The 14,945-nt window shown below is 43.9% G+C and carries 16 protein-coding genes; 13 read left to right on the forward strand and 3 right to left on the reverse strand.

What is annotated here, in order from left to right:
• The first annotated feature begins 101 nt into the window (after window positions 1-101).
• The 10 genes from ACFWMP_RS08250 to ACFWMP_RS08295 all read left to right on the forward strand — a co-directional run bounded on the left by ACFWMP_RS08250 (window position 102) and on the right by ACFWMP_RS08295 (window position 9,238).
• A complete protein-coding gene (locus ACFWMP_RS08250; RefSeq protein ID WP_197071268.1) occupies window positions 102-1,715 on the forward strand; it encodes a spore germination protein in 1,614 nt (537 codons plus the stop codon).
• Entirely contained in the window at window positions 1,708-2,811 is a 1,104-nt protein-coding gene (locus ACFWMP_RS08255) for a GerAB/ArcD/ProY family transporter (protein WP_379422988.1), read from the forward strand. Before ACFWMP_RS08250 ends, ACFWMP_RS08255 begins: the two co-directional genes overlap by 8 nt.
• Window positions 2,804-4,027 (forward strand): Ger(x)C family spore germination protein, encoded by a 1,224-nt coding sequence (locus ACFWMP_RS08260; RefSeq protein WP_042185689.1) that lies wholly within the window; start codon window positions 2,804-2,806, stop codon window positions 4,025-4,027. The genes ACFWMP_RS08255 and ACFWMP_RS08260 overlap by 8 nt, the downstream gene beginning before the upstream one ends.
• Before the next feature lie 24 nt (window positions 4,028-4,051).
• Window positions 4,052-4,240 (forward strand): CLC_0170 family protein, encoded by a 189-nt coding sequence (locus ACFWMP_RS08265; protein WP_042185688.1) that lies wholly within the window; start codon window positions 4,052-4,054, stop codon window positions 4,238-4,240.
• Window positions 4,241-4,333: 93 nt separating this feature from the next.
• Entirely contained in the window at window positions 4,334-5,326 is a 993-nt protein-coding gene (locus tag ACFWMP_RS08270; RefSeq protein WP_042185686.1) for an RluA family pseudouridine synthase, read from the forward strand.
• Window positions 5,327-5,429: 103 nt separating this feature from the next.
• Entirely contained in the window at window positions 5,430-5,849 is a 420-nt protein-coding gene (locus ACFWMP_RS08275) for a GNAT family N-acetyltransferase (RefSeq protein ID WP_042185684.1), read from the forward strand.
• Between the two features lie 97 nt (window positions 5,850-5,946).
• On the forward strand, window positions 5,947-6,468 hold the full coding sequence (locus ACFWMP_RS08280) for a hypothetical protein (protein ID WP_042185682.1): 522 nt from the start codon (window positions 5,947-5,949) through the stop codon (window positions 6,466-6,468).
• Between the two features lie 47 nt (window positions 6,469-6,515).
• Window positions 6,516-6,911 (forward strand): hypothetical protein, encoded by a 396-nt coding sequence (locus ACFWMP_RS08285; RefSeq protein ID WP_042185681.1) that lies wholly within the window; start codon window positions 6,516-6,518, stop codon window positions 6,909-6,911.
• A gap of 20 nt (window positions 6,912-6,931) precedes the next feature.
• Window positions 6,932-7,501: a TetR-like C-terminal domain-containing protein gene (locus ACFWMP_RS08290; protein WP_042125036.1), complete on the forward strand. Its 570-nt coding sequence runs from the start codon at window positions 6,932-6,934 to the stop codon at window positions 7,499-7,501.
• 156 nt (window positions 7,502-7,657) lie between these two features.
• The gene (locus ACFWMP_RS08295; RefSeq protein ID WP_379422993.1) at window positions 7,658-9,238 is read left to right on the forward strand and encodes an oleate hydratase; all 1,581 of its coding nucleotides are present in this window, start codon (window positions 7,658-7,660) and stop codon (window positions 9,236-9,238) included.
• A gap of 141 nt (window positions 9,239-9,379) precedes the next feature.
• On the opposite strand, the gene ACFWMP_RS08300 is transcribed toward ACFWMP_RS08295, so the two are convergent.
• Complete coding sequence (locus ACFWMP_RS08300; protein ID WP_076298246.1) at window positions 9,380-10,102, reverse strand: DsbA family oxidoreductase; 723 nt, start codon at window positions 10,100-10,102, stop codon at window positions 9,380-9,382.
• Between the two features lie 273 nt (window positions 10,103-10,375).
• On the opposite strand from ACFWMP_RS08300, the gene ACFWMP_RS08305 reads away from it, so the two are divergent.
• The 3 genes from ACFWMP_RS08305 (at window position 10,376) to ACFWMP_RS08315 (ending at window position 13,594) form a co-directional block, all read left to right on the forward strand.
• On the forward strand, window positions 10,376-11,308 hold the full coding sequence (locus tag ACFWMP_RS08305) for a glycosyltransferase family 2 protein (protein ID WP_379422995.1): 933 nt from the start codon (window positions 10,376-10,378) through the stop codon (window positions 11,306-11,308).
• Window positions 11,309-11,488: 180 nt separating this feature from the next.
• The gene (locus tag ACFWMP_RS08310; RefSeq protein WP_379422997.1) at window positions 11,489-12,595 is read left to right on the forward strand and encodes an FAD:protein FMN transferase; all 1,107 of its coding nucleotides are present in this window, start codon (window positions 11,489-11,491) and stop codon (window positions 12,593-12,595) included.
• 147 nt (window positions 12,596-12,742) lie between these two features.
• A complete protein-coding gene (locus ACFWMP_RS08315) occupies window positions 12,743-13,594 on the forward strand; it encodes an RCC1 domain-containing protein (protein ID WP_379422999.1) in 852 nt (283 codons plus the stop codon).
• Window positions 13,595-13,667: 73 nt separating this feature from the next.
• Here ACFWMP_RS08315 and ACFWMP_RS08320 read toward each other — a convergent pair whose 3' ends face one another.
• Together ACFWMP_RS08320 and ACFWMP_RS08325 are read right to left on the reverse strand one after the other, a co-directional pair.
• The gene (locus tag ACFWMP_RS08320; protein WP_042185668.1) at window positions 13,668-14,378 is read right to left on the reverse strand and encodes an HAD family hydrolase; all 711 of its coding nucleotides are present in this window, start codon (window positions 14,376-14,378) and stop codon (window positions 13,668-13,670) included.
• A gap of 36 nt (window positions 14,379-14,414) precedes the next feature.
• Window positions 14,415-14,879, reverse strand: coding sequence for a GNAT family N-acetyltransferase (locus ACFWMP_RS08325; protein WP_339269381.1), 465 nt, complete (start codon window positions 14,877-14,879; stop codon window positions 14,415-14,417).
• Window positions 14,880-14,945 lie beyond the last annotated feature (66 nt).

The raw sequence follows: 14,945 nt of genomic DNA on the forward strand, positions 1-14,945 counted from the left end.
TAACTATGGTCCCCATGTTCTTCCTTTGAAATATTTACATAAAAGGCCTTCTTTTTAGCCAAGCTTTAAGAAGAGAGATTTCAAAGAAGGGTGGAGCGACCGTGCAAAATTGGAAACAAAAATATACCTCCTTTAAACATAAGCCTGCACGCAAAGAGTCCTCTGCCCAGGACAATCGTCCGGTAAAGCCACTGGATTCCAGCCTGGAGAGCAATATAAGCTTCATTCAACAAGTCTTTGGAGAAGACAGCGATCTTATAGTCCGTAACTTCAAGGTGTACGGTAGACATGATGCGGCTATTATCTTTTTTTCTTCTGTGGTGGACCAGAATCAAATTCAGAACTATGTTTTAAAGCCATTAATGAATGTTTCCTCTGATCTCTCAGAAATTCCAAAAGATCTAAAGGATTTACCTGATTACATCTGGAGTATGACAGTACAAGTAACACAAGGTAACCGTACTAAGGACCTAAATACTCTAGCCTCCATCTTGTTGGAGGGAAATGTAGTTCTAATCATAGATGGAATGGATCAGGCACTTTACTTCAATCTGCGTAAAATTGAGCATCGTAGCATTGAGCAACCTCAAACTGAACAAGTTATACGCGGTTCGCGTGATGGGTTTATAGAGAATTTAGAATCCAATATCTCTTTACTTCGCTATCGACTACAAACGCCGGATTTTCGTGTAGTAACTGCCCCTCTTGGCGTACGGACGCGCTCAAAAGTAGCTGTTTGTTATATCGAAGGAATAGCCGATCCAGGGCTAGTTCAAAAGGTGATGAGGAGATTATCAGCAATAAATGTAGACGGCATCCTTGATGCGGGGTATATCGAGCAATTCATAGAAGATCATCCCCTCTCCCCGTTTCCACAGGTTCAGCCAACCGAACGCCCGGATAAATCTATAGCCTCTTTATTAGAAGGACGAGTCATCATCCTTGTAGACGGTTCACCATTCTGCCTCATCGTCCCGGCGCTTTTCAATCAGTTCTTTCAGACGATGGATGACTATACAGAACGTTTTGTTGTAGGAAGCCTCCTAAGAATGATCCGCCTGATCGCATTATTATTTTCCCTTTTCTTCCCAGCCTTATATGTATCCATTATCTCTTTCAATCCTGAGCTACTGCCGACAGAGTTCGCCGTAGCAATAACTGGTGCAAGAGCTGGCGTACCCTTTCCAGCCGTATTGGAAGTTCTGATTATGGAAGTCTTCATGGAGGTGCTGCGCGAAGCAACCATTCGCTTACCGCAAATGATTGGCGGGGCTCTTTCTATTGTAGGTGTGCTTGTCATTGGTCAGGCAGCCGTAGCAGCAGGTCTGGCGAGTCCAACTACCGTAGTTGTTGTCGCTATAACGACCATAGGGTCTTTTGCCACACCCGCTTACAATGCCGCAATCTCTTCAAGAATGCTTAGATTTCCACTGATCATATTGGCAGGCTGCTTTGGTCTGTACGGAGTAATGCTTGGCACTATTGTTATTGTTAACCACTTATTATTCTTGGAATCCTTCGGCGTTCCCTACATGACACCCTTTGTGCCTACGATTTGGAAGGACCTCAAGGATAGTATTGTTCGTGTACCTTTATGGTGGATGCGAAGTCGCCCAAGCTTTCTCAATACACCTGATCCCGATCTTCTTGCGAATGATATTCCCAAAATGCATACCGATCTGATTTTTAAGGAGAAAAGTGAAGCTGATGAATAGTAACCGCCCCATAACAACGATCCAAGTCATGGCTGTAATCATCAGTACGATTATAGGAATAGGAATCTTAAGTATTCCTCGTTATATGGCTGAAGCCGGAGACAGTGGTGCACCGCTCGTAACTGCTTCTGGCGTACCTGTTGCTTTTTTAGGTTGCTGGTTTACAGCGGTTGTCTGCCGAAAATTCCCTAACGAAACGTTGTTCTTATTCAGCCGCCGCCTTCTCGGAACTTGGCTCGCGGATATTTTCTCCATGCTTATTTCTTTGTTTTTTGCTTTCTCTGCTGGGATCACCATGCGCCAATTTGGAGAAGTATGTGTTGCGGTTGTCTTTAAAAAGACACCCATAGAAGTAGTAATTCTCTTAATGCTCCTACTGGTTTCCTTATCAATCCGTAGAAATATTGTAAAATTCACTTATGTACATGTTTTTTATTTACCCTTTATTCTATTATCCGCTATCGCAATTATATTGGTAGCTATGAGAAATGTTGATGTTCTGAACTTGCTACCCCTCACCGGAAATCACACCACCTTTTCAAGCTTTTCCAAAGGAACGATTACGTCCGCTGGCCTTTATCAAGGTACATTTGTCATCATCCTGCTGGTTCCTCTAATGAAAAAACCTCAACAGATCCTTAAAGCAGGCACTATTGCGCTTGGTATCATTGGATTCATTTATGTAATGATCGTTTGGGTCACTCTAGGCATGTTTGGAGCTCAGGAAACCAAATTACTGTCCTATCCAACCCTAGAAGCAGCTCGCTCCATATCCATCGGCGCAGGACTATTAGAACGGTTTGATGCTCTTTTTATAATAATTTGGGTGATTTCTATATTCACTACCATCTTTACGAACTACTACTTAGCCGCATACTCTCTGCAACAAGTGCTGCGGCACAAGGATCACCGCCTAATATCCAGTTTCTTACTTCCACTTATCTTCACTTTTTCACTTTTGCCGAGAAACATATTTCAGGTCTATTCATTTGCTAGCATTACAGCGATAATCGGTTTGATTTTTTTGACCTTCTATCCTCTTTTATTATGGTTAGTCTCTCTAATCCGAAATAAAGGAGCCATTTCTCATGAATAAAAAAATTTATAAGCGTGTAGTTCTTATTTTTATTCTCTCACTCCTGTCTGGATTGCTCGCAGGTTGCTGGGACCAGCTCGAAATTGAAGATCGTGCATTGGTGCTAGGGTTATCCATTGATTCCGTCCCTCCAGACAGCAAAACAAATGATGACCAAACCACTCATCTTAAAAGCGCAAATATTAACTTACCCCAAATTCGTGTAACCGCCCAAATTGCGGTTCCGGGAAGAGTTCCACTCGGACCAGGCAGTGGGGGTGAAGGCGGAGGCGGAAATCAAAATCCAGTATGGGTCGTAGAAGTATACGGGTACACATTAGATGACGCCATGAACAATTTGCAGCAGCAAATTTCTGATCCACGTTATCTGATTCATTTACGAGTGATTATTATTAGTGAGGACATAGCAAGAAAAAGCATGGATGACTTAAATGATTATTTGCGTCGCAATCCAGAAGTTCGTCGCCGGACCTGGCTGCTAGTATCCGAAGGGGAGGCTGCCAAATTTATGAATATTAATCCTCCGCTGCAGCGAGTGCCGACCCTTTACATCCTCTCTACCATGGAAAAAGCAGTGACATCGGGGAAATTTCCTGCTGATTATATAGGTGTATTCTGGTCAGCAGATTCCAAATGGGGCGAAAGTGGTTATCTGCCTTACGTCTCATTACATCAGGAAGACAATATCATGATTAAAGGCCTAGCTTACTTTAGTGGTGGAGTGATGGTCGGTTCGACGATTCCCATTGAGATTGGCGCATATATGTCCATGAAGGGCATTAATCCCGGGGGATACTCCGATCTTTTTTATGCTGATGAATTCGGTCCGGTGATGCTCAAGGTCAACGACCGGTTCACGAGGGTGAAAGTTCAATTCAAAGAGGGCAAACCTCACATCACCTATAACCTCTCTTTAGAGGCGGCTCTAGATGAGCATTTACGTAGTGATATCCCTATCAGTTCCAGCCGTTCTTTAGAAAAGATTGAAGATATCTTTCAAAAGAGAGTGATCGGTATTTTCAACCACCTTATCGAAGAAACTCAACAAGCGCATTCCGATGTCTTTGGCATGGGTGAATATATTCGTGCATATGCTCCCTCCTACTGGAAAGCCCATGTTCGTGACAAACATGACTGGGAGCAGCAGTATTCCAATCTCAGTATTGAAGTTAAGTTGAAAACTCACATCGACAGAGTAGGTCTTAAACAAAATTAAATGACCTTTATAGGAGGCTCTACTATGTTCTATCACCAGCTAACCTACGTAATTGTTGCGCTGCTGATCTCCAGTGTTCTGTTGCTTACTGTGGATACTAAAATATATGCAGTCAATGCTATGCACCGGGAAAAGAAATACGCTAATGTGATCGGTTGGATATATTTCAGCTTATTCCTGCTGATAGGACTAGCTCAGCTATTCTATCTATAAATCGAATTCGTTTCTTGCTGCCCTTCACATAGTATTTCTTAACCGCCCATGGTATATTGAGGAGTACAATATTAAAGGACGGAGAATGCAGTCATGAACACAAGAAGAAATCCTAAAGAAACAGCCAAAAGAGGTACTCGTTCCCACAGCAATTCCCACAGCAAGCCAAATGGCAAGCTTAATCATAAAGCTAAAGCACCCGCAGCGCCCAAGTCTTTTACAGTAAATGAACCTTCTGAGCTGCTACCCTTCTTACTCATCCATATCACAGGCCGTGGACGAAATGCTATTAAATCTATCCTCTCGCGTGGACAAGTAGCAGTGAATGGCAAAGTAGTCACACAGCATAATTTTCAATTGCATCCGGGTCAAACTGTGACGATTGATCAAGAGAAACCTGTACAAGTAGCGGAAATGATCGGACTCACCATCGTCCATGAAGATGATGATCTAATCATTATTCAGAAGGATGCTGGACTGCTGTCGATTGCCACTGCGGAAGAAAATGAATTAACAGCTTACCGCCAGCTTATGGAGCATGTCCGCATCAGCAATCCTAAGAATCGAATTTTTGTCGTTCACCGCTTGGACCGCGATACGTCTGGGGTAATGATGTTTGCCAAAAGCGAACGGATCCAGCAAGCACTGCAAACTACGTGGAAGGATACCGTGAAAGAACGTTCTTACGTAGCTCTAGTCGAAGGCGCCGTTAAAAGACCTGAAGGTACAGTGAGCTCTTGGCTAAAAGAAACCTCTACCCTGAAAATGTACTCCAGTCCTCATGAAGGCGATGGTCTACATGCGATCACACATTATAAGCTCATTCAGGCGAACCGCCACTTCTCGTTACTTGAGGTAAAGCTTGAAACTGGACGCAAAAATCAGATTCGTGTTCATATGGCAGATATCGGCCATCCGATTGCAGGAGACAAGAAGTATGGTGCAGAGACCAAAACGGTAGGCCGTCTCGGTCTGCATGCTCGTGTACTTTCTTTTATTCATCCTACTACAGGAGAGTTAATGACCTTCGAAAGTCCAATTCCGAAGACATTCCTGAAATATACCGCACCTGCACCTACGAACTAACAAGATCACAGTGAATACCCATTCATCCTAAGGGGGCTGATTACAGTGGAGCTTACTACACTACAATCGCTACAATAACTTAACAAAGAATGGGTGATTAGCTATGACAACAGCACATCATTATGAATGTATTGAACGTTTACCCACGCCTGAGGAGCATGCCTCCTTATGGGAAGCTGTCGGTTGGGGGAACGTGAATACGGAAATGACCGCAGCCTCTCTCGCTCATTCGGTGTATGGTATGGTCGTTGTACAGGAAGACAAGGTTATCGGTATGGGGCGGATCGTCGGCGATGGTCATATGTATTTCTATATTCAGGACGTAGCCGTGTTTCCCGAATTTCAGGGCCAAGGCATTGGTAATGTCATTATTGAGCAGCTACTACACTATATTCGATCTCATTGTTTTTCTGGCGCGTTCGTCGGACTTTTCGCATCACATGGGAATGATACCTTTTACGAACGATACGGCTTTCAGAATCATGCCCCGGGTATGACGGGCATGTTCAAGGTCATGGAGTAACAAGCGAAAGATGCCCGGTCCATATGGTCCCTGGGCATCTTTTTCACTTCTATTTAGATCATGTTACAATACTAATAAACAAAAGAAGGTGCCATTATTGTTCCATCCTACTGTCTTCGATAATATTAAAATTGCTTTTGAGAACCAAATCTACGATTACGATAATTTGGACGGAATTCTAGTAGTTACGGATCGTTCCGACCTTCTGAATATGGCATTGATGTCCAGAGAATTTAGCCTTTCCTTCCAATTGACGGCTGGCAGGAGCGTAACAGCCGAAGTCTTTCTTACTTCATCTGTGAAAGATCTTAGCGATGAAATATTGGAAGTGCCTAACACGGATCCCGGCTGCAATCTTTCGTTACGTTTTTATATGGAGATCGAAGATATTCCTGCTGAATGTCAGGCAATCGAGAGTATTCTCAAAGCGATCTGGGGGCCTGAATTCCAGCCCGTGCAATCTTTAAGCTTCATTTATGGTCAAGAAGGTGAAACCTACAACAACTGCATCGAGCTGCGATTCAAAAGGCAAATCACGGAGGAGCAGATGGAGGACATTCCGAACCTGCTGAATCATCTTCTGCAAAGTGTAGAAGAACTGGAATCTTTCTCCGTATAATCCCTACTGCACACCGTTCGTACTTTGGAAAAAGAGGTGAGCCAGAAATGAAATTCCTGCCTGCTACCAAAAGTAACCGTTGGTTTATCTGGATGGCTGTTTATGGTGTTTTTCTGTGGTTGCTTTTCATTCTGCACAGATTCGTTATGATGGCTCATACATTAGATGTCACACTCTTGCTGCGCTTCGCACTCTTTTCCATTATTGTATCTGGTATCGTTAACGTCTTAGCGTGGTTCGGAGCTCGTCTACTCTGGTTAATCACTACAACAGGAATAATCATCGGTTCAGTAATTATGCTAAGCTACACCTATAGAGAGATGTCCGGTTGGGAGGATCTCGCGGGACTCCTTGCTTTTTTCTTTTTTACATGTGGAGGATTTGCACTCGGTTTATTGGCGGAAGGAATTCGTCTGCTAGTTAAGCAGTGGCCGAAAGCTTGAACGGAGGAGATGATCGATCGTTGTCCAATTCTTTTCTAACCAAAAATGCATTGTCCCATTCCTTAAAAGAACTAATGGAACATACGTCGCTCAATAAAATTACAGTCAAACAGCTCGTGGACCATTGCGGACTAAATCGACAAACTTTCTATTATCATTTTCAAGATATATTTGATTTACTCGGTTGGATCTATAAGACTGAGGCTGTAGAGAGCATCGCCCAGTATCGTAGCTACAGTACGTGGACGGACGGTTTTTATAGAATCTTCTGCTATATCGAACGAAATAAAACCTTTTGCTGCAACACCTTGAACTCGCTGGGCAGAAATCATCTGGATGCGTATCTATACGAAGTGACGAATGATCTCATTATGGGTGTCATAAACGAACTGTCCGCCGGGATGGAGGTTAGCCACGAAGATAAACATTTCATTGCTAACTTCTATACACTGGCCTTCACAGGCCTTGTCATTCAGTGGATGAGAGACGGGATGAAGGAGCATCCGGATCACATTATCGAGAAGCTAAGTGTACTCATTGAGGGGAATTTTCTAAAAGCTTTGCACAAATATGAGAACAAACCGTTGTAACCTTTGGGTTCAGCGGTTTTTTTGTCTAAAAACTAGACACATAGACCGTAATGACTAAAATCCATACACTCTAAAAGGATTGATTATACCTTCGAAATTGGAGTTGGTTTACATTAAGAATGTGATTATTTCAACAACAACTTGGAGGCGACCATTGTGAAAAAAGAGTACGGTAATAAACAGGTTTATTTTGTCGGTGGCGGAATTGCATCCTTAGCGGGCGCGGCTTACCTGGTCAGAGACTGTGACTTTCCGGGACAGAACATTCACATTATTGAAGAGATGAAGATTCTCGGTGGCAGCAACGACGGCGCAGGTGACGCTGAGCACGGTTATGTCATTCGCGGTGGCCGGATGCTCAACGATGAGACCTATGAGAATACATGGGATCTACTCATGTCGATTCCCTCCCTCGACCATCCTGAGAAATCCGTTAGAGAAGAGATTATAGAATTCGATACCGCCAATCCAACACATGCTAACGCTAGACTCGTTAACCGCAACGGTGAGGTGGAAGATGTATTATCCATGGGCTTCGATATGGCTGACCGGCTTGCGATGGGTAAATTGATTATTACACCGGAAGAAAAAATGGGAAAAGCTCGGATTAACGACTGGTTTGGTCCACACTTTTTCACCACGAACTTCTGGTATATGTGGGCTACTACTTTCGCCTTCCAACCTTGGCATAGCGCGGTAGAGCTTAAACGATATATGATTCGCTTCGTTCATGAGTTCCCAAGAATACAAACCCTGGAAGGCGTAACCCGCACTCCATATAACCAGTATGATTCCATCATCTTACCTATGCACAAATATCTCGAAGGCTTTGGTGTAGACTTTACATTGAAATGTACAGTAACTGACCTGCAGTTCAAAGATGGAGATGGCATTACCGTAACCCAAATGAACGTCCTGCGCCAAGGTGTCCCAGACGTTATTAACATAAGCGAAGACGATATCGTAATCGTCACGAACGGCTCCATGACTGAAGGATCAAGCCTTGGATCCATGACCTCTGCCCCACGTCTCAATGGGAAAGGTAGCTCATGGAAGTTATGGGAGAACATCGCCGTCAAAAAACCAGGTCTCGGCAATCCATCCTCCTTCAATGATCATATCGATGGTTCGAAATGGGAGTCCTTTACCGTGACCTTCCGAGATTCCAAATTCTTCGATCTTATGGAGAAATTCACTCGCAATCGTGCGGGTACTGGCGCATTGGTTACCTTTAAAGATTCAAGCTGGTTAATGTCCGTTGTCTTAGCCTTCCAACCGCATTTCCGCAATCAACCAGAACATGTAAAAGTATTCTGGGGTTACGGTTTGTACCCTGACAACGTAGGAGACTTCGTGAAGAAGAAAATGAGCGAATGTACCGGTGAAGAAATTATGGAAGAATTAATCGGTCATCTTCATTTCGAAGAACATAAGGACGAGATCATGGCAACTGCTAATTGTATTCCATGTATGATGCCTTATATCACTTCACAATTCATGCCTAGATTAAATAGTGACCGACCTAAAGTAGTTCCTGAAGGCTCCACTAACCTTGCCTTCGTTGGCCAATATTGCGAAATTCCAGATGATGTTGTATTCACGGAAGAATACTCTATCCGAGCAGCAAGAACTGCAGTATACACATTGCTCGGCATTAACCGGCCTATCGAGCCAATCAATCAACATCAGTACGATGTCCGCACCTTGTTCACAAGCTTTATCACTTCTTTTAGATAAACACATCATAAAGAGACAAGCGCTCCCGGATAGATTCGGGGGCGCTTGTCTCTTTAGTGTGTAAAACAGAGCAGAGTTTCGGAATTAAAAAAAGAAGAAATGGATACTTCCCCATCTCTTCTTCTCCACACTATACGAACTTTATATATTGCAAGATCCGTCCGCGCAGCCATCATCCGTGGATACTTCGGATTTTCCATTGCCAACCACCTGCAGCGTTGGTCCTGCTTGCTCCTCCGCCCACACGGTATCCAATACCTCTGTAAATACAGGTCCTGGCTGTGCACCAGATAACGCATATTTATTGTTGAATACGAAGAATGGCACACCGGTAATATTAAGACGGCTTCCTTCTTCGATATCGCCGTTCACTTCAGCTGTATAAGCATCTGTCTCCAGCATTGCCGCAACTTCTGCCTGATCCAGCCCTACCTCGGCAGCAAGTGTAGCAAGTACACTGCGGTCTCCAAGATTCAATGAATCCGTAAAGTAAGCACGTAACAGACGTTCAGACATTTCTGCACCTTTTCCTTTTGAGCTTGCAAAGTGACTCAGGCGGTGGCTGTCGAATGTATTCGTATGCTTCACTGTATCAAAATTGAATTCCAATCCCACATCTTGTGCTTGCTCAGCTAACTGAGCATTCATTGCTTTTGCTTTTTCGATTGACATGCCGTATTTGGTAGCCAACAGCTCATGAATATTCTTATCTGTACTCACCTCTGCGTGTGGATCTAGTTGAAAGCTACGGAATACCACCTCTACTTGATCACGGTTCGGAAATTGACTCAGCGCATTCTCCAAACGTCTTTTACCAATATAACAAAATGGACACGCATAATCGGACCAAATATCTATTCTCATGAAAAAAACCTCCTAATATTATTGTTCATTTGTAACTGCTGAATAAGATTGATAACTAAATATTCGTCGCTTACTATTATATAGTTAAAAACCGAAAAATACAAACTTAACTTTTATTTTCAAAAACTCTCATTAGACCTGAACCCCAACTAAAAGTATACGAAAGTGGTATATACGCTCTTCATTAGGAACGATAGAATCAAGGTAACCATTTCGCCGGCAGACTACATTCAGATTAGCGGACGAAAGAAGTCCTGAAGGGAGATTCAAGATATGTATGATCTATCTATAGTGATTCCTACCCGTAACCGAATCGACGACCTTACGGTGTGCATAGAATCCATTGGCAAGCAGACACAGCTTGAGGACATCTCCATCGAGCTATGGATTGTGGACGACGGTGAGATCCCTGAGGACAGATTAGCCTATTATCGTGAAATACTAACTGGATTACCGCAGGCTAAACTACATTATCATCGCAAAACTAAGCCTGGTCTCTGGCTTTCACGTTACGAAGCGCTAGGACTGATCCATGCAGAAATTATGCTCCACTTAGATGATGATGCAGAATTAGATGACTCCTTATATATTCGACGACTGCTAGATACTTATGCAGCTGATGATTCCATTGTTGGAGTAGGTGGTGTAGCCAAAGGCATACATAGTAGCATGCCAAGCAGGCTATTCGGTATGCTAACCGGACAAATGTCCGGATCACCAGGCAGATTGTCGGCAAGTATGTTTGCAGGCTCGCAATTCCTTTGGGGAGAGAAGGAGCATGTATTTGAAACGGATTTTTTTCACGGATGCAATATGTCCTTCCGGCGTTCGGCACTGCGTGATATTAAGCCCTATCCATGGATGACAAGCTATTCCATAGCCGAAGATATTTATTTGTCCCATTTGGCTAGCCGCTATGGCAAGCTTGTAATTAATCCCGCGATGAAGATCGTCCATCATGAGTCGCCAGGCTCTCGCGATAAGGCAGGCGTTGTAGCACGTGCTACCGCCATCAACCACTACTATCTGCTCAACTTGCGTAAAGCTCCTTTTATGAATTATGCTGCCTTGATTTGGACACTGACTTGTCTGACGGCTAAAGCAACTCTAAAACGGAATTTCAAAGCCGTTAGCGGATATGCCAAGGGTATCCTCTTCGTATTAAATCCTCGCAAGAATAAATATAGTGAATATATGCTCGATTAAGTAGCATCGTATACTTCTAAATCTGTAGCACCGCTCCGAATCAGGATACGGGGCTTTTTTCTATGTCGCCCGATTATATCCCTAAATGTGTCATGAAATTAATTTCCATCAACTTGTTATCTGGGGTATGATATAAATAATGTGTTTTGTTTTAGAAACTAACTTTATGGATGGTGGAATATGTTCAAGAACAAAAAAACGACGCTGATCCTCGTTGTAATCGTCATCGCCCTCATAGCTGTCGGCGCTTGGCTAATTACTAAGGATAAGGACGATAAAACAGCGGGAACTACGGGTAGCGCAACAACAGCCGGAAAAGGAGAGGAAAAGTCTCTCTCACAAACCTTTTATATTTATGACACTGTTGTGAATATCAAAGTGTTCGGTGCTACAGTAGAACAGAAAAATATGGATGATATCCAGCAGATGCTGGAGCGAATGGATATGGAGCTTAGCCGCACCAAAGAAGGTGGAGAGACTTACGCAGTCAATCAGGCAGCAGGAAAAGAAGCGGTTGTTGTTTCTGACGAGACCCTGGATGTAATTAAACAATCCATACAATACGCAAAGGAAATGGACGGGCTATTTGATCCTACAATCGGTCCGTTAATCGATCTATGGAATATTGGTAGCGGTGGAGATAAGGTCCCTCCCCAAGCTGAAATTGATAAAGCGAAGAGCCTAACCAATTACAAGGACGTTGAAATTGATGAAGCTGCGAAAACTGTAAAGCTGATGAAGGAAAATATGGTGCTAGATCTGGGCGGTATTGGTAAAGGTTATGCTGCTGACCGTATCGCTGATTATTTGAAAGAGCAAGGTCTAAATAGCGCTATGATTAATCTCGGAGGCAGCAGTATTATTGCTCTCGGTAAGAAGCCAAACGGAACGGAATGGAATATCGGATTACAGGATCCAGATCAAAGCCGTGGCACACAGCTAGGAACCATTAAAATCTCAGATGAGGTCATCGATGCTTCAGGTGTATATGAACGGTATTTTATGCAGGACAATATTCGTTACCATCATATCCTTGATCCACGCACAGGATATCCTTCACAGAACAGTCTCAAAAGCCTTACCATTATGAGCCCGAATGCAACAGATGCGGATGCCTTATCCACTGGGGTATTCCTGATGGGAATCGAGGAGGGCATGAAATATCTTGAATCTTTACCTGAAGATGTTGAAGCTTTCTTTATTACCGACGACAACAAAATCTATGCCACTAAAGGTATAAAAGAAAGAATGAACCTGACAGATCCAACGTACAGCTTCGCAGATTAAACGAAAAAAGCTTGTCCCTTTGAGCCGAAGCTGGCTTTCTAGGGAGCAAGCTTTTTTTTGGATAGAAGGAGCAACAAGAAGAGCACTTCTCCCTCTGCGAAACATGAGAAAATCGAAACATCCACCATCAACTAAGGAGCGAGATTTATGAACCTTGTGAAACCCCTAACTTCCATAGCGGCGGGCTATCGTCATACCGCCCTCCTTAAATCAGACGGCACGGTGACGGCTGTAGGTGATAATAAATATGGCCAATGTGATGTAAGTGACTGGTGCGATATGATAGCGGTTGCGGCGGGTAATGCTCATACCGGTAATGCTCATACCATCGGGCTTAAATCAGATGGTACGGTGGCGGCTGTGGGTTGGAATAAGTATGACCAATGCGATGTAAGCGGCTGGGCTGATATTGTGGCGGTAGCTGCGGGTTGGCGTCGTAGTGTCGGACTTAAATCGGATGGCACGGTAGTTGCTGTGGGTCGAAATAATGAAGACCAATGCAATGTAAGTGACTGGCGTGATATAGTAGCAGTTGCTGCGGGTGATTGGCATACCGTCGGGCTTAAAACGGACAGCACGGTGACAATTGTGGGTAATAATCGGTATGGCCAACGCAATGTAAATGATTGGCATGACATAGTGGCTATAGCGGCGGGTTACCTTCATACCGTCGGTCTTAAATCGAACGGCACGGTAGTTGCTGCGGGTCGAAATCATGAAGACCAGTGTAATGTAACCAGCTGGCACGGTATTGTGGCTATAGCGGCAGGTAGTCATCATACCATCGGTCTTAAATCAGACGGTACAGCGGTTGCTGTGGGTTGGAATAAGCACGGCGAATGCAATATAAGTGACTGGCGCGATATAGTGGCGGTAACGGCAGGTTGCACTCATACCATCGGTCTTAAATCGGACGGTACGGTGGTTGCTGTGGGTAATAACGAACATGGACAATGCGATGTAAGCGGGTGGCGCGGCATTCAACTACCCGAAAATTAGTTATAAAAGTAATGAAAGCCATGCGCAGGTTTCTCTCGCATGGCTTTCTAATATCTTTGGAGGACTTGTTCTCTCACACCAAAGGAAGCTCGCCAAATTCCTTATAATTAGTAAAAATATAACTAGGCTTATGATCCGTAGCCGGTTGTCTTCCTCTCGGATTGTACCAGCAAACCTTCCATCCAGCCGCAAGTGCTCCAACTACATCGTTAGCCCAAGTATCCCCTATATAAAGCGAATTGTCCGCCAAAGTACCCGTCTTTTGGTTTACGTGTATGAATATTTCTGGGTCTGGTTTAGCAAGACCTACAGCATCAGAAATAAAGATCATGTCCTCGGGAATAATCTGATCTAAGCCTAGTCCACGAATCTTACTCATCTGATGATCCTTCGGTCCATTCGTAATAATGCCTACCTTATGACCATCCGCAATAAATCGTTCAAGATGCTCACGCACGCCATCAATCATCTGAATCGTATATTGACGTCCAATATATGCCGCTTGAACCGCCGTGGCTTGATCACGATTAATCTGCAAACCATACTCGGCAAAAGCAAGCTCCAAACGGCGCACCCTCGTCTCTTCAAGCGGAATCTCACCGCGCAAATACATTGGCCACAACACATCGCTATGATGTCTCACTTTATAAAATAATTCTGCAAAGTCCAGACTACTCTCATCTGGGCTGAGCACTTCCCGTACCGCTTCTTTAAATGGTACCAGATGATCATACAACGTATCATCGAGATCAAAAAAGATTGCCAACTTATGACTTGTTTCCACTTTAACGCCCCTTACTCGTCTTTCTCTCTAGCTGCTTTAGAAAAAAAGGTTATAGGTAAAAAATTCATCATCCCGAATGTAGCCATGCGCTTCATATAACCGCTGTGCCACCACATTCTCCGTCATCGTTGTCAGGGATAAGCCCTTCGTATTCGTAGAGACCGCATAATCTCTAGCACTTTCCAGTAGCATAGCACCTAGCCCTTGCCCTCGGATTTCTGCAGTAACGAACAAATCATTCAGTATCCAAAGGCGCTCCATCGTAACCGATGAAAAAGACGGATAGAGCTGTGTGAAGCCCCGCACGCGTTTCTCATCGCCTTCCCCCTCAACCACCATAAGGATCACAGATTCATTCAGCTTTAGTCTGTCAGCTAAGAAGACGCGTGCACCTTCCCGATCTGAGGCTGCTCCATAAAATACTCGATACTCATCAAATAATGGGATGAGCCGTTCTAAATCATCCAGAACCACTCGTTCTATCCGATAATTGTTCATCATCAGCGCTCACTTTCCGGCTTCGCCCGTTTTAACCTCATTGTAAATGGTTACCGAGCCGTTCACCAT

Source organism: Paenibacillus sp. NPDC058367 (assembly GCF_042723305.1).
Taxonomy (GTDB): domain Bacteria; phylum Bacillota; class Bacilli; order Paenibacillales; family Paenibacillaceae; genus Paenibacillus_AQ.